The organism is Streptomyces sp. NPDC028331 (assembly GCF_055565775.1).
Genome location: NZ_JBVHTR010000016.1, coordinates 107139 through 120130 on the forward strand (window position 1 = coordinate 107139; position 12992 = coordinate 120130).

Annotated in this window: 17 protein-coding genes; 6 read left to right on the forward strand and 11 right to left on the reverse strand. The window is 72.8% G+C overall.

From position 1 onward, the window contains the following. Positions 1-333, forward strand: a complete 333-nt coding sequence (locus tag ACZ4SW_RS23565; protein WP_468248427.1) for a TcmI family type II polyketide cyclase — start codon at positions 1-3, stop codon at positions 331-333. A 293-nt stretch (positions 334-626) separates the two neighbouring features. Here the strand turns inward: ACZ4SW_RS23565 and ACZ4SW_RS23570 are convergent, their stop codons facing one another. From ACZ4SW_RS23570 to ACZ4SW_RS23580, 3 genes are all read right to left on the reverse strand, one after another. Next, positions 627-1655, reverse strand: coding sequence for a methyltransferase (locus ACZ4SW_RS23570; protein WP_468248433.1), 1029 nt, complete (start codon positions 1653-1655; stop codon positions 627-629). Positions 1656-1701: 46 nt separating this feature from the next. Beyond that, on the reverse strand, positions 1702-2766 hold the full coding sequence (locus tag ACZ4SW_RS23575) for a right-handed parallel beta-helix repeat-containing protein (RefSeq protein ID WP_468248441.1): 1065 nt from the start codon (positions 2764-2766) through the stop codon (positions 1702-1704). Between the two features lie 239 nt (positions 2767-3005). Continuing rightward, positions 3006-3926: an aminoglycoside phosphotransferase family protein gene (locus ACZ4SW_RS23580; protein WP_468248447.1), complete on the reverse strand. Its 921-nt coding sequence runs from the start codon at positions 3924-3926 to the stop codon at positions 3006-3008. 10 nt (positions 3927-3936) lie between these two features. On the opposite strand from ACZ4SW_RS23580, the gene ACZ4SW_RS23585 reads away from it, so the two are divergent. The 3 genes from ACZ4SW_RS23585 to ACZ4SW_RS23595 all read left to right on the forward strand — a co-directional run bounded on the left by ACZ4SW_RS23585 (position 3937) and on the right by ACZ4SW_RS23595 (position 6641). Then, positions 3937-4602 carry a rhomboid-like protein gene (locus ACZ4SW_RS23585; protein ID WP_468248454.1) on the forward strand — a complete coding sequence of 222 codons (666 nt, stop codon included), beginning with the start codon at positions 3937-3939 and terminating at the stop codon, positions 4600-4602. A 10-nt stretch (positions 4603-4612) separates the two neighbouring features. Beyond that, positions 4613-6019 (forward strand): NAD(P)/FAD-dependent oxidoreductase, encoded by a 1407-nt coding sequence (locus ACZ4SW_RS23590; RefSeq protein WP_468248461.1) that lies wholly within the window; start codon positions 4613-4615, stop codon positions 6017-6019. 106 nt (positions 6020-6125) lie between these two features. Next, positions 6126-6641 (forward strand): GNAT family N-acetyltransferase, encoded by a 516-nt coding sequence (locus ACZ4SW_RS23595; RefSeq protein ID WP_468248466.1) that lies wholly within the window; start codon positions 6126-6128, stop codon positions 6639-6641. On the opposite strand, the gene ACZ4SW_RS23600 is transcribed toward ACZ4SW_RS23595, so the two are convergent. The 3 genes from ACZ4SW_RS23600 to ACZ4SW_RS23610 form a co-directional block, all read right to left on the reverse strand. Further along, positions 6638-7393 (reverse strand): PP2C family protein-serine/threonine phosphatase, encoded by a 756-nt coding sequence (locus ACZ4SW_RS23600; protein ID WP_468248473.1) that lies wholly within the window; start codon positions 7391-7393, stop codon positions 6638-6640. The two genes, ACZ4SW_RS23595 and ACZ4SW_RS23600, sit on opposite strands and share 4 nt — an antisense overlap. A 33-nt stretch (positions 7394-7426) precedes the next feature. Then, on the reverse strand, positions 7427-7615 hold the full coding sequence (locus ACZ4SW_RS23605) for a hypothetical protein (RefSeq protein ID WP_468248479.1): 189 nt from the start codon (positions 7613-7615) through the stop codon (positions 7427-7429). An 81-nt stretch (positions 7616-7696) separates the two neighbouring features. Then, complete coding sequence (locus ACZ4SW_RS23610; protein WP_468248486.1) at positions 7697-8371, reverse strand: pentapeptide repeat-containing protein; 675 nt, start codon at positions 8369-8371, stop codon at positions 7697-7699. A gap of 107 nt (positions 8372-8478) precedes the next feature. Between ACZ4SW_RS23610 and ACZ4SW_RS23615 the strand changes: the two genes are divergently transcribed. Further along, positions 8479-9453 carry a zinc-binding dehydrogenase gene (locus ACZ4SW_RS23615; protein ID WP_468248493.1) on the forward strand — a complete coding sequence of 325 codons (975 nt, stop codon included), beginning with the start codon at positions 8479-8481 and terminating at the stop codon, positions 9451-9453. A 40-nt stretch (positions 9454-9493) separates the two neighbouring features. Here the strand turns inward: ACZ4SW_RS23615 and ACZ4SW_RS23620 are convergent, their stop codons facing one another. The 3 genes from ACZ4SW_RS23620 to ACZ4SW_RS23630 all read right to left on the reverse strand — a co-directional run bounded on the left by ACZ4SW_RS23620 (position 9494) and on the right by ACZ4SW_RS23630 (position 11208). Then, positions 9494-9994, reverse strand: coding sequence for a hypothetical protein (locus ACZ4SW_RS23620; protein ID WP_468248498.1), 501 nt, complete (start codon positions 9992-9994; stop codon positions 9494-9496). Between the two features lie 13 nt (positions 9995-10007). Beyond that, positions 10008-10520, reverse strand: coding sequence for a GNAT family N-acetyltransferase (locus ACZ4SW_RS23625; RefSeq protein ID WP_468248506.1), 513 nt, complete (start codon positions 10518-10520; stop codon positions 10008-10010). Between the two features lie 112 nt (positions 10521-10632). After that, positions 10633-11208: a TerD family protein gene (locus tag ACZ4SW_RS23630; protein WP_468248512.1), complete on the reverse strand. Its 576-nt coding sequence runs from the start codon at positions 11206-11208 to the stop codon at positions 10633-10635. Positions 11209-11357: 149 nt separating this feature from the next. Here ACZ4SW_RS23630 and arfB point away from each other — a divergent pair, with 149 nt between their 5' ends. Further along, on the forward strand, positions 11358-11795 hold the full coding sequence (gene arfB, locus ACZ4SW_RS23635; protein ID WP_468248896.1) for an alternative ribosome rescue aminoacyl-tRNA hydrolase ArfB: 438 nt from the start codon (positions 11358-11360) through the stop codon (positions 11793-11795). A gap of 21 nt (positions 11796-11816) precedes the next feature. On the opposite strand, the gene ACZ4SW_RS23640 is transcribed toward arfB, so the two are convergent. Together ACZ4SW_RS23640 and ACZ4SW_RS23645 are read right to left on the reverse strand one after the other, a co-directional pair. Then, positions 11817-12290, reverse strand: a complete 474-nt coding sequence (locus tag ACZ4SW_RS23640; protein WP_468248518.1) for a GNAT family N-acetyltransferase — start codon at positions 12288-12290, stop codon at positions 11817-11819. Positions 12291-12348: 58 nt separating this feature from the next. Then, positions 12349-12924, reverse strand: coding sequence for a flavin reductase family protein (locus ACZ4SW_RS23645; RefSeq protein ID WP_468248524.1), 576 nt, complete (start codon positions 12922-12924; stop codon positions 12349-12351). Positions 12925-12992 lie beyond the last annotated feature (68 nt).

Below are 12992 nucleotides of genomic sequence, written 5' to 3' on the forward strand. Positions count from 1 at the left end.
ATGTACCAGGCCCTGATCGTCGCCAAGATGAAGCCGGGCTCGGCCCCGGGCATCGCCGAGCTGTTCGCGGAGTCCGACCGGGGAGAGCTGCCGCACCTCGTCGGGGTCACCCGGCGCAGCCTCTTCCAGTTCCACGATGTGTACATGCACCTCGTCGAGACCGACCGGGATCCCGGCCCCGCCATCGCCAAGGTGACCAAACACCCGGAGTTCCGGGACCTCAGCGACCGGCTGCAGGCGTACGTCAGCGCGTACGACCCCGAGACCTGGCGTGCTCCGAAGGACGCGATGGCGCAGCGCTTCTACCTCTGGGAGCGGGACGCCGGCGCCTGAACCTCCCCATGGCCTGCGGCCGCCGGGCCCGCGAGGACGCGGACCCGGCGGCCGACGGTCAGGGCAGGTGCGGGCAGGACCGGGTGGGACCGGGTAGGACCGGGCACGAAGGGGCCCTTGGCCCTCCGGTCATCCGTGGACCGTGGAGGAGGGGGCCTTCGGCCTTCCGGTCATCCCTGGACCGGGCAGGAAGGGGCCTTCGGCCTTCCGGTCATCCCCGGACCGGGCAGGAAGGACCCCCATGGCCTCCGGTGATCCCTGGACCGTGGAGGAGGGGGCCTTCGGCCCTCCGGTCATCCCTGGACCGTGCAGTCGAACGCGTGCAGGTAGGGGTTGACCGGGCTGATCGAGTCGATCACGAGCCCTGCGGCGGTGATCCGTTCCGCCATGCTCTTCGTGGTGTGCTTGGCCCCGCCCACGTTGAGGAGCAGCAGCAGGTCCATGGCGGTGGAGAACCGCATCGAGGGCGTGTCGTCGACGAGGTTCTCGATGACTACGACGCGCGCCCCGGGCCCGCCCGCCGTGGCGACGTTGCGCAGGGTTCGCGCGGTGCTGTCGTCGTCCCACTCCAGGATGTTCTTGATGATGTACACATCGGCCCGGACCGGAACGGCCTCACGGCAGTCGCCGGCGACGATGCGCACCCGGTCGGCGAGCGCGCCGCCCTCGCGCAGCCGGGGGTCGGCGTTCTCCACCACGCGCGGCAGGTCGAGCAGGGTGCCGTGCATGGACGGGTACTTCTCCAGCAGGCTCGCCACCACATGCCCCTGCCCGCCCCCGATGTCCGCGACGGAGGTACTGCCCGACAGGTCGAGCAGGTGTGCGACCTCCCGCGCGGACTGCTCGCTCGAGGTCGTCATGGCGCGGTTGAAGACCTCGGCGGACTCCGGGGCGTCCTCGTGCAGGTAGGTGAAGAACTCCTTGCCGTACAGGGACCGCACGACGTCACGGCCGGTGCGCACGGCCTCGTCCAGCCGCGGCCAGGCGTCCCAGGTCCACGGCTCGGTGCACCACAGGGTGATGGCGCGCAGGCTGCCGGGGTCGTTCTCGCGCAGCAGCCGGGAGGTGTCGGTGTGCGCGAAGGTGCCGTCCCCCTGCTCGGCGAAGACGCCGTAGCAGGTCAGGGCGCGCAGCAGCCGCCGCAGGGGCTGGGGTTCGGTCTTCACCGCGGCCGCCAGGTCCTCCACGGCCATGGGGCGCTCTCCGAGCGCGTCGGCGACCCCGAGGCGGGCCGCCGCGCGGAGGGCGGCGGCGCACGCCGCCCCGAACACGAGTTCCCGCAGCTGCATGGAGGGCGTCGGGGCAGGGCTTACGGTCGTCATGTGCTGCCTTTCCTCTCTGGGTCCGCACGGCGGCGGGACCGGTCCGTCAGCACAGCCCCGCGGGCTTGGAGGCACCGCAGGTGTTGGCCTGGAAGGTGTTGCCCTTGCCGACGTCCCCGTTGACGAGGTCCGCCGGGGCGTTGCGCCGCACCGTGTTGCCGGTGATCTGGTTGCGGTCGTTCGTGGCGCCGACCATGCTCTTGAACAGCACGATGCCGCCCGACAGCGGGGACTTGCCCGCCTGGTCGGTGATGGTGTTCCGGGTCACCAGGGTGTTCTCGGCGCCGGTCAGGACGATGCCGGAGCCCTGCAGGAAGGGCAGCCGGGCCGTCTTCGGGCAGTACTTGTTGTTCTGGTGGACGAGGTTGTCGCTCACGGTCAGGGCGCCGGCCCGTGGGGTGTTCTCGTCCCCGACGACGAAGAGGGCCGCGCAGTTGGCGGTGAGGTCGTTGCCCGTGACGGTGAGGTGCCTCAGACGGCGGACGGTGACGCCGATCTGGTTGCCCTCCAGGCGGTTGCGGGCGATCACGGCGCCCTTGGCATCCGTGGCCCCGCCCTCCGCGGCGACCGTGTTGGCGAGGAACAGGCCCGCCTCGCCGTTGTCGAGGGCGGTGTTGTCCAGGAACACGCCCCGGGTGGAGTGGTCCTGGGCGATGCCCCACGCCTTGTTCTTCTCGGAGGTCACCTGCCGGACGGTCAGCCGGTCGGTCCAGGTCGACCACAGGCCGCTCTTGGGGAAGCCGGACAGGGCGAGGGAGCTGACGGTGACGTCCGTGACGGGGTTGGTCCGTGTCCCCTCGACGCAGATGCCGTTGCCGGCCTTCGCGCACGCGTTCGAGGTTGCGCCGTCGGCCGGTTGGAGCACGGTGCCGCGGCCCATGCCGCGCAGGGTCAGCCCGGAGGTGCTCACCCGGACGCTCTCGTGGTAGATGCCGGCGGAGAGGAGGATGGTGTCCCCCGGTTTGGCGGCGTCCACCGCCTTCTGGATCGAGTCGCCCGGACGCACGGTGCGGGTGCTGGGAGTTGCGGGGAGGGGGTCGGCGAGGGCGCCGCACCCCGACGCGACGAGCGCTGTGACACACGCGACGTAGGCGAGATGGCGTTTCGTCATATTGGGTACGCTATGACCGGATAAGTCGCTGAATGTCGGATCGGCCATATGGGGGCGTGTCTCGGAGCCGGACGCCCGGGCGTGCCGCCGCCCCGGCGCCCGCCCGGTACTTCGGTCACCGCGCCGACGGCCCCCGGTCGCCCGGTACTTCGGTCACCGCGCCGACGGCCCCCGGTCGCCCGGGACTTCGGTCACCGCGTCGGCGCCCCCGGCTGTCCGAGGCCGTCGGTCATCCGCGGTCACCCGCGCAGTGCGCGCCCGATCTCCAGTTGGACCGGTTCCAGCGGCCGGCCGTCCTCGACGTCCCACAGGCAGTTCTGCAGCACACGGCCCAGCGTCCACGCCCGTGCCCGCTCCCGGTCCAGGCCCACCGTGTCGGCCAGGACGTCGAAGCGCCACCGGGTCTGAGCCGGGTCGTAGCGGTTGCGGATCGCGGGGAGCAGGTCGAAGCCGGGGTCGCCCGCGAGCGGCTTGGGGTCGATGGCCAGCCAGGGGGCGCGGTCGGCGGCCAGGACGTTGTCGAAGTGCAGGTCCCAGTGCAGCAGGCGGTCGCCGGGCTCGGAGACGACCTCGCGCACGGCGGCCGCGCAGTCCGCGACCAGCCGACGGTCCGCCGGGTCCGGGATCCGGCCGAGCGCCCGGGGGACCCGCTCCAGCATCGCCCGCGCGATGTCGCCGAGCCGGCGCATCCCCTCCGGGGCCGGTACGGCGGTCAGGCGGGCCAGCAGCTCCGCGATGACGAGGACCGCCTCGCGCGTGTCCGGCACATGGGTCAGCATGCGGGTCTCGTCCAGCCGTTCGAGCAACAGCGTGCAGGTCGGCTCGTCGTGCTCCAGCAGGCGTACGGCACCCCGCCCGTCCCACGCGCGAAGCGCCAGGGGCTCGCCCTCGCTCTCCGCGTCCCGGAGCTGGAGCTTGAGCGCGGCCGGGGAACCTTCCCCGAGCGCCGACGGGCAGGCGGCACCCCCATCGCGGATCACCGGCAGGACCAGCGCGGTCACGCCGTACATCGCGGGCCCGTCCACCCGCAGCCCCCAGCGCCGAAGGAACTCCTCGGCCCTCCGGGGCAGGTCCGTGACGAACGCCCGCCCCGCCTCCCCGTTGAATTTCTCCTGAGAAGCGGCCAACTCGCCAGGCACCTCGATCACCTTTCCGACCATACTGGCCTGTGTGGACGGGGTCAGGCGGATCCGCAGCGGCCTCCGGGCCGCGGCGGAGTACATACGCAGCGCCCCGGGGACGTACGTGTGGCTGCTGATCCTGTTCTTCACGACCATCGCCCTGCACCACATGTCGCCGCACTTCGAGGAGCGCTTCCTGCGGCACCGCTCCACCAACATCCACCAACTGTCCGAGGACCCGCTGCGCGCGTTCATCACCAGCGCGATGTGGATCGACGGCGGGCACTGGCTGCCGTACGCCGCGCTCTACACGGTCTTCCACGCACAGGCGGAGCGCTGGCTGGGCACCGCCCGCTGGCTCGGCGTGTGCGCCGCCGCGCACGTGCTCGCCACGCTGGTCAGCGAGGGGGCGCTGTTGCAGGCCATAAGGGACGGGATGGCCCCGCACTCCGCGGTCTACACGCTCGACTTCGGGGTCAGTTACGCGCTGGCCGGGGTGGTCGGCGTGCTCACGTACCGGATCGCCGCGCCGTGGAGGTACGCGTACCTGACCGTCGTCGCGGTGGTCTACGCCCTGCCCCTGACCGCGGCCCCCACCTTCACCGATGTCGGGCATTTCGTCTCGGTGCTGATCGGACTGGCCTGCTACCCGCTGACCCGCGGCTGCGGAAAACCATGGAATCCGAAGGAGACACTGGTCGCTCTCAGGAGCTAACGTCCCGCGCATGAACAGTGCGGTGAGTGGCGTCGTCAACGGCGGCGTCTCCTTCTGGTACGCCGACGACGGCCTCCCCGACCCCCGCGAACCCCTCGCCGGGGACGCGTCCGCCGACGTGGTCGTCGTCGGCGGCGGCTACACCGGTCTGTGGACCGCCTACTACCTGAAGAAGGCGGCGCCCTTCCTGCGCATCGTCGTCCTGGAGCAGAGGTTCTGCGGCTACGGCGCCTCCGGCCGCAACGGCGGCTGGCTCTACAACGGCATCGCGGGCCGCGACCGGTACGCGAAGCTGCACGGCCACGAGGCCGCCGTACGCCTGCAGCGGGCGATGAACGACACGGTCGCCGAGGTCGTCCGCGTCACCGAGGAGGAGGGCATCGACGCGGACGTGCACGCCGGCGGCGTCCTGGAGGTGGCGTACACGCCCGCGCAACTGGCCCGGCTCAAGGCGTTCCACGAGCAGGAACTGTCGTACGGGGAGAAGGACCGGGAGCTGTACGGCGCCCGGCAGACCGCCGAGCGGATCCGGGTCGCGGACGCGGTCGGCTCGACCTGGACCCCGCACGGGGCGCGGCTGCACCCGGTGAAGCTGGTCAAGGGTCTCGCGGCGGCCGTCGAGGCGCTCGGCGTGACGATCCACGAGCACACCCCGGTCACCGAGATCCGCCCCAAGCACGCGGTGACGCCCTACGGCACGGTCCGCGCCCCCTACGTCCTGCGCTGCACGGAGGGCTTCACGGCCGCCCTGAAGGGCCAGCGGCGCACCTGGCTCCCCATGAACTCGTCCATGATCGCGACCGAGCCGCTCACCGACGCGCAGTGGGAGCGGATCGGCTGGCAGGGGTGCGAGACGCTGGGCGACATGGCGCACGCCTACATGTACGCGCAGCGCACCGCCGACGGCCGCATCGCGCTGGGCGGCCGGGGCGTCCCCTACCGCTTCGGCTCCCGCACGGACAACGACGGCCGCACCCAGCCCGCCACCGTCGAGGCGCTCCACGACATCCTGGTCCGCTTCTTCCCGTCGCTGGCCGGGATCGGGATCAGCCACGCCTGGTCGGGCGTGCTCGGCGTGCCGCGCGACTGGTGCGCCACGGTGACCCTGGACCGCTCCACGGGCCTGGGCTGGGCGGGCGGCTATGTCGGCTCGGGCGTCGCCACCGCCAACCTCGCCGCCCGCACACTCCGCGACCTCGTCCAGCAGGACGCGGGCCAGGCGGGCGCGACGGAGCTGACGGCGCTGCCCTGGGTGAACCACCGGGTGCGCAGGTGGGAGCCGGAACCGCTGCGCTGGCTGGGCGTGCACGGCATGTACGCCACCTACCGCACGGCGGACCGGCGGGAACGGACGACGCCGGGTACCGAGTCGTCACGGCTGGCACAACTGGCCGACCGGGTCGCCGGACGCCACTGATCCGGCGACCGGCGACCGGCGTACGACGCCCGCGCCGAGCCGTCGGCGCCCGCGGGCCGGGGCCGGGCCTTGGTGGTCCCGGCCCCGCCTGTGTTTGACTGCCCGCATGATCCGCACCGCGACCCCCGACGACATCCCCGTCATCCACACCCTGATCCGCGAACTCGCCGCCTACGAGAAGGCGGCCGACGAGGCCCGGGCCACCCCGGAACAGCTCGGCGAGGCGCTGTTCGGGGCGCGCCCGGCGGCGTTCGCGCACATCGCCGAGGACGACGGGGGACAGGTCGTCGGGTTCGCGCTGTGGTTCCTGAACTTCTCCACCTGGCGGGGCGTGCACGGCATCTACCTGGAGGACCTGTACGTCCGCCCGGAGGCCCGCGGTGCCGGCCACGGCAAGGCGCTGCTGACGGAACTGGCCCGCATCTGCGTGGAGCGCGGCTACGAGCGCCTGGAGTGGTCGGTGCTGAACTGGAACCGCCCCTCGATCGACTTCTACGAGTCCCTGGGCGCCCGCCCGCAGGACGAGTGGACGGTCTACCGGCTGACCGACGGGGCGCTGGCGGAGCTGGGGCGGTCCGCGGTGCGGCGGTCCCCGGCGGAGCGGTCGGCGGCGGACTCCTAGCCGTCGGCGACGCGGACGACCGCGAGGGTGATGTTGTCGGGGCCGCCCGCGCCGATGGCGGCCTCCCACAGCTCGAAGGCGGCCCGTCCGTCGTCGTGCTCCCGCAGCACCTCGTCGATCGTCTCCTCCGGCACCGGATCCGTGAGACCGTCCGTGCAGACCAGATAGCGGTCGCCCGGTGACAGCGGTGTGGCCGTCACATGCGGCACGACGGCACGGTAGTGCGGGGAGCCGCCGAGGCACTGCGTGACCAGCGAGGTGGTGCGCCGCCCGGGCGCCAGGGGCGGGCTGTCGTCCACGCTCACCTGCCGCAGGCCGCTCGGGGGCGCGGCGAAGACCCGGCTGTCGCCGACGTTGAAGACCAGCAGCTCCTCGGGCAGCAGGACGGCACCCGCGACGGTGGTGCCCATCATCGCGAGTCCGCGGCCGTCGTCGTCGCCGCCCTCGGCGGCCGTGTAGACGGCCCGGTTGCAGGAGTCCACGGCGCCCCGGACGGCGTCCTCACTGCTCAGCGCAGGCCCGAGGGCCGCGAAGCGCCGGGCCACGAGCGCGCTCGCCACCTCGCCCCCGGGGTGCCCGCCGAGCCCGTCGGCCACGGCGACGACCAGGGGCGTCCCGAGGGGGAAGACCAGCGTCTGCGGGTTCTCGGTGACGGTGGCGCACAGCGTCCACGGTCCGGCGACGAGACTGTCCTCGTTCTTGTCCCGCAGCAGGCCCGGGTGGCTGAGTGCGCTGACAGCGACATACGACACCGAAGGCCACCGCCGATCACGGCGTCACCGTGGTCAGGGGCGATTCGGCCCCTGCTCGTCCCCGCCCCGCTCGCCCTCCGCCTGGGACGGCTCCGTGCGGGGTACCTCCGGGTGCTGCTCCCAGGCACTGCGCTCGCCTGGCTCGTCGCGCTCACCCTCGGCCTGCGACGGGGTGTGGGAGTACAGCCAGGTGTCGTACTCCGAGGCTCCGGATGACTTCATGACGGGCCTCCTTCGTCGGCTCCTCTCCATGGTCCACCCTGGGAGGTGCCCAGGCGAGCCACGGCGGCACCGGGAACCGTCTCAGTCGGCCTCCGCCACCCGGAGCCCCATCGCCGCCGCCAGCACCGGCGCGAGGTCCAGCAACTGGGCATGGCTGACCGTGGCGCCGGACAGGCGGTCCACCCCGCGCGCGACGTCCAGCTCCGCCGCGCGGCGCAGGTCCACGTCCACCAGGGTCGCCGCCGTCAGGTCGGCTCCCTTCAGCACGCAGTCCACGAACTCCACCCGCTCCAGCCGGGCGCCCCCGAAGTCCGGCTCGATGAGGACACAGCCCTCGAAGACGACGTCCTTCAGCCGCGCCTTGCGCAGGTTCAGGTAGTCGATCTTGCCGCCGCGCACCAGTACCCGCTCCAGCACCGCCCCGTGCAACTGGGTCCCGCCGAGCCGGGCGTCCACCAGCTCCACGTCGCGCAGCGTCGCCTCCGCGAGGTCCGTGCCCACGCCCCGTATGCCCGTGAGGACCGAGTCCAGCACGCGCGCGTGGTGCAGCCCCGTCCCGTCCAGCGCGCACCCCGTCAGCGCGCAGTCCAGGAACCGGGCGCCCTCGCCGCCCTGCCCCGTGAGATCCGCGTCCCGGAACTCCAGCCCGTCGTAGTCCCCGTCCGGCGCCACCTCCCCGTCCGTCCACGCCGCCAACTCGGGCAGCCGGACCTCCGGCCGCCGCGCCGCCTTCACCACCCGCGCCTTCCGCACCATGCCCCCATGCTGCACCCCGCCACTGACAGTCGCCCCGGCCTGCGCCGTCGCCGCTTGACCTCAAGTGCGCTTGAGGCTGAAGGGTGGGACCGACGAGAGGAGCCCCCATGCACGCGATCCGGTTGCACGCCTTCGGCCCCGCCGAGAACCTCACCTTCGAGAAGGTGGAGGACCCGGAACCGGGCCCGGGCCAGGTCCGTATCGCCGTCGCCGCGGCCGGCGTGCACCTGCTGGACACCGCGCTCCGCGAGGGCGAGACCGGTCCCGCGCCCGGCCCGACCCCGCTGCCCACCATCCCCGGGCGCGAGGTCGCCGGCACCGTCGAGTCCCTGGGCGAGGGCGTCGACGCCCGCTGGCTCGGCCGGCGGGTCGTCGCCCACCTCGGCTTCGCGCCGGGCGGCTACGCCGAACTCGCCGTCACGGACGTCGCCCGCCTCCACGACGTACCGGCGAACCTGGACGCGGCGCAGGCCGTCGCCATGATCGGTACGGGCCGTACCGCGATGGGCATCCTGCAGTTCGCCGACCTGGGGCCCGGCTCCGTGGCCCTCGTCCCGGCGGCCGCGGGCGGCATCGGCACCCTCCTCGTGCAGTACGCCCGGCACGCGGGCGCCACCGTGATCGGGCTCGCGGGCGGGCCGGAGAAGGCCGCGCGGGTGCGGGAGAACGGCGCCGACCTCGCCGTCGACTACACGGACCCCGCCTGGGCGGGCCGGCTCGAGGAGTATCGCGGCAGGGTCACCGTGGTGTTCGACGGCGTCGGCGGCGCGGTGGCCCGGACCGCCGTGGGACTGCTCGCGCCGGGCGGCCGGCACCTCGTGTTCGGGTGGTCCGCCGAGGGCATCCGGGGCGGCCGCGGGTATCTCGTCGAGGGCGTCTCCGAGCAGGTCCTCGGCCCCGTGATGCTGCGGAAGGCGGGCGGCCCGGACCCCCTGCGCACCCTGGAGGAGCGCGCCCTGGCCGAGGCCGCGGCCGGCCGCCTGGTGCCGGCCGTCCAGCGCTTCCCGCTCGCCCGGGCGGCCGCGGCGCACCGGGCCCTAGAGACGCGGGCCACGGTCGGCAAGGTGGTGCTGGAGCCGTGAGGAGCGGTCCCGTACCCGGTGACGGCTTCGCGGGCTCCGGTCAGGGGACGCGGGGGAAGCGGGCCTGCAGCGTCCAGACCGCCGGGTTCTCGCCGAGGTCCTCGTGCAGGTCGGTCAGGTCGGCGAGCAGGTCGTGCAGGAAGTCGCGGGCCTCGCGGCGCAGTTCCGTGTGGGAGAAGGTCAACGGGGGCTCGGAGGGCGGCAGCCACTCCGCCTCGATGTCCACCCAGCCGAAGCGGCGCTCGAACAGCAGGCGGTCGGTCGACTCGGTGAAGTCCAGCTCCGCGTGCTGGGGCCGGGCGGCACGGCTGCCGAGCGGGTCCCGGTCGAGCCGCTCGACGATGTCGCACAGCGCCCATGCGAAGTCGAGCACCGGCACCCATCCCCACGCTGTGGACAGCTCCCGGTCCGCTTCCGTGTCGGCGAGGTAGACGTCACCGCAGAACAGGTCGTGCCGCAGGGCGTGGACGTCCGCGCGGCGGTAGTCGGTCTGCGGGGGGTCGGGGAAGCGGTTGGAGAGGGCGTAGCCGATGTCGAGCACGGGGGCGATGGTGTCACAGGGCCTTGCGCAGCACGGCGCACGGGCGGCCCCGCTCGCGGTCCGGGCGGCGGTCGACGACCTCGTAGCCGAGCGCCGTCCAGAAGGCGAGGCCGGCGGGGTTGTTCTCCAGCACGGCCAGGCGTACGGCGGTGCGGCCCGCGGCGCGGAAGCGGTCCTCCACCAGGGACGCCAGCAGTCGCCCGTGCCCGTGGCGCTGCATCGCCGCGTCCACCATCAGCAGGCCGATCCACGGGTCCGGGTCGGCCGGGTCCGGGTGGTGGGCCAGGGTGACGACGATTCCGACGAGCCGTCCGAAACTGCGGGCGAGCAGCACCTCCACGTCGGGGTGCGCCAACTCGTCGGCCAGCGCGGCCGCCACCTGTTCCGGGCGGATGTCGTCCGGGTCGGGGAAGTCGCCGCTGAGGGCGTGGAACTCCCGGTTGGAGGCGTAGAGCGCGGTGAGTTCGGTCAGCAGCTCACCCGGGATGTCGTGGTCGGGGGCGGGGGAGAGGGGCTCGAGGATCACTCGGGCAACGTATCGCGGACCGGTCCCGGAGAGGTTGCGGGAGGCCGCGGAAAACGCCGGGGCCCCGGCCTGCCACGGCCGGGGCCCCGGCGCGGAGGCCGAAGGGACTCCGTCAGACGTTGACGCCGAAGTCCTGGGCGATGCCGACCAGGCCCGACGCGTAGCCCTGGCCGACCGCGCGGAACTTCCACTCCGCGCCGTTGCGGTAGAGCTCGCCGAAGATCATGGCCGTCTCCGTGGCCGCGTCCTCCGACAGGTCGTAGCGGGCGATCTCCTGGCCGCCGGCCTGGTTGACGATGCGGATGTACGCGTTGCGCACCTGGCCGAAGTTCTGCGAGCGGGATTCGGCGTCGTAGATGGACACGGGGAAGACGACCTTGTCGATGTCGGCCGGGAGCGCCGCCAGGTTGACGTTGATCGCCTCGTCGTCGCCCGCGCCCTCGCCCGTGCGGTTGTCACCCGTGTGGACGATCGAGTTGTCCGGGGTCTGCTTGTTGTTGAAGAAGACGAAGTGCTGGTCGGAGTAGACCTTCCCCTGGGCGTTGACCGCGATCGCGGACGCGTCGAGGTCGAAGTCCGTGCCGGTGGTGGTGCGGACGTCCCAGCCGAGGCCCACGGTGACGGCGGTCAGGCCCGGAGCCTCCTTGGTGAGCGAGACGTTGCCACCCTTGGACAGGCTTACAGCCATTGTTGGGAGTCCCTTCCCTCGTTGCGTGTGCGGATGAAGCTACCGCCACCTCTAGCAACGCCAAGGGGGGTCCCCACGGTTCCGGATCTCTTTACCTTTTTTACCTGCCGCCGGAAATCAGGATGACGCGGACCGGGCGGGCGGGGAACATGGACGGCATGTCCGGTCCTTACGTCGTACGCGGCTCCGTCTCGCTTCCCGAGGCCGAGCTGATGTGGCGTTTCTCGCGGTCGTCGGGGCCCGGCGGACAGCACGTCAACACCAGTGACACCCAGGTGGAGTTGCGGTTCGACCTCGCCGCGACCGAGGCGCTGCCCCCGGTGTGGAAGCAGCGGGCGCTGGAGCGGCTCGCGGGGCGGCTCGTCGACGGCGTCCTCACCGTCCGGGCCTCCGAGCACCGGTCGCAGTGGCGCAACCGGGAGGCGGCGGCGGTACGCCTCGCGGCGCTGCTCGCCGAGGCGACGGCGCCGCCGCCGCGGCCGCGCAAGCCGACCCGCATCCCACGGGGGATCAACGAGCGGCGGCTGCAGGAGAAGAAACGGCGCTCGGAGACCAAGCGGGGCCGATCCGGCCGCGGCTGGACGTAGCGACTCGGCGCCCGGCACGGTTCAGGACAGATCGAGGACGCCCACCGTCTGCCCACCGCTCGTCTCCCCGTTCGTACGGAAGCCGAGTCCCAGGTAGAAGCCTTCCGGGCCGTCCGGTCCGGGATGCCAGGTGACGTACAGGCGGTCGCCGCCCCGGCGGCGGATCTCGGCGGCGACCGAGTCGACGGCGAACCGGCCGTAGCCCCGGCCCTGCTCGCCGGCCGCGATGTTCAGCCGCCACAGCCCGGAGCGCAGGACGCTGCCGTCCTCGTACCAGTCGATGTCGAAGAAGGCCATGAGGAAGCCGACGGGCCGGTCGCCGTCGAGGATCAGGCGCGGCCAGGCGACGCCGGCGGGGTGGGCGTAGGCCTCGGCGAGGGATTTCACCACCGGTGCGACGGCGTGTTCCTGGCCGGGGTGGACCCGAATGCCGATCGCGGCCTCGACATTGCGGGGTGTGATCTCTTCCAGCCGGAGTGCCGAACTCGTCGTCATCCGGGCACCGTAGGCCGGGCGGCAGTCGTCGGGCGACGGAATTTCCGGGCCGGGGGTCTCACCCCAAGTGCCGGTACCGCCCCCGGAAATACATCAGCGGCCCGCCCTCCGCACTCGGCACCCGTGCCGTGAGGACCCTTCCGATGACCAGTGTGTGGTCGCCCGCCTGTACCCGCTGCTCCGTGCGGCACTCCAGGGTCGCCAGCGCGCCGCCGACCAGGGGGGCGCCGGAGGCCTCGCCGCGGACGTACGGGATGTCCTCGAACAGCAGGCGGTCGCTGACGCGGCCCTTCATCGCGAAGCGTCCCGCGATGTGCCGCTGGCTCTCCGAGAGGACGGAGACCGCCCACAGCGGCTGCTCGGCGAGCAGGTCGTCCATGCGGGCGCCCTCGCGCAGGCTGACCAGGACGAGGGGCGGGTCCAGCGACACCGACATGAAGGCGGTCGCCGTCATGCCGACGTCCTCGCCCTTCGGCCCCTCGGGATCCAGCGCCGGCTCGTGCGAGGTCACCAGGACCACGCCCGCGGCCAGCCGGGACATGGCCGCGCGGAACTCGTCGTTGCTCACCCCCTCAGCATGCCCGGAGGAGGGCGGCACGGCGGACAGGGTCGGGACAGCGGAAGTCTTGAGCACGTCAAGAACGCTAGCCTCCGCTTCCGGGCGCCCGCATCGGGCCCGGGCCCCAACCGCGGCCTAGGACC

Coding starts and splice junctions, on each gene's coding strand:
- ACZ4SW_RS23565 (WP_468248427.1), top strand. CDS start 1: ATGTACCAGGCCCTGATCGTCGCCAAGATGAAGCCGGGCTCGGCCCCG.
- ACZ4SW_RS23570 (WP_468248433.1), bottom strand. CDS start 1,655: ATGACGACCGTAAGCCCTGCCCCGACGCCCTCCATGCAGCTGCGGGAA.
- ACZ4SW_RS23575 (WP_468248441.1), bottom strand. CDS start 2,766: ATGACGAAACGCCATCTCGCCTACGTCGCGTGTGTCACAGCGCTCGTC.
- ACZ4SW_RS23580 (WP_468248447.1), bottom strand. CDS start 3,926: ATGGTCGGAAAGGTGATCGAGGTGCCTGGCGAGTTGGCCGCTTCTCAG.
- ACZ4SW_RS23590 (WP_468248461.1), top strand. CDS start 4,613: ATGAACAGTGCGGTGAGTGGCGTCGTCAACGGCGGCGTCTCCTTCTGG.
- ACZ4SW_RS23595 (WP_468248466.1), top strand. CDS start 6,126: ATGATCCGCACCGCGACCCCCGACGACATCCCCGTCATCCACACCCTG.
- ACZ4SW_RS23605 (WP_468248479.1), bottom strand. CDS start 7,615: ATGAAGTCATCCGGAGCCTCGGAGTACGACACCTGGCTGTACTCCCAC.
- ACZ4SW_RS23610 (WP_468248486.1), bottom strand. CDS start 8,371: ATGGTGCGGAAGGCGCGGGTGGTGAAGGCGGCGCGGCGGCCGGAGGTC.
- ACZ4SW_RS23615 (WP_468248493.1), top strand. CDS start 8,479: ATGCACGCGATCCGGTTGCACGCCTTCGGCCCCGCCGAGAACCTCACC.
- ACZ4SW_RS23630 (WP_468248512.1), bottom strand. CDS start 11,208: ATGGCTGTAAGCCTGTCCAAGGGTGGCAACGTCTCGCTCACCAAGGAG.
- arfB (WP_468248896.1), top strand. CDS start 11,358: ATGGACGGCATGTCCGGTCCTTACGTCGTACGCGGCTCCGTCTCGCTT.
- ACZ4SW_RS23640 (WP_468248518.1), bottom strand. CDS start 12,290: ATGACGACGAGTTCGGCACTCCGGCTGGAAGAGATCACACCCCGCAAT.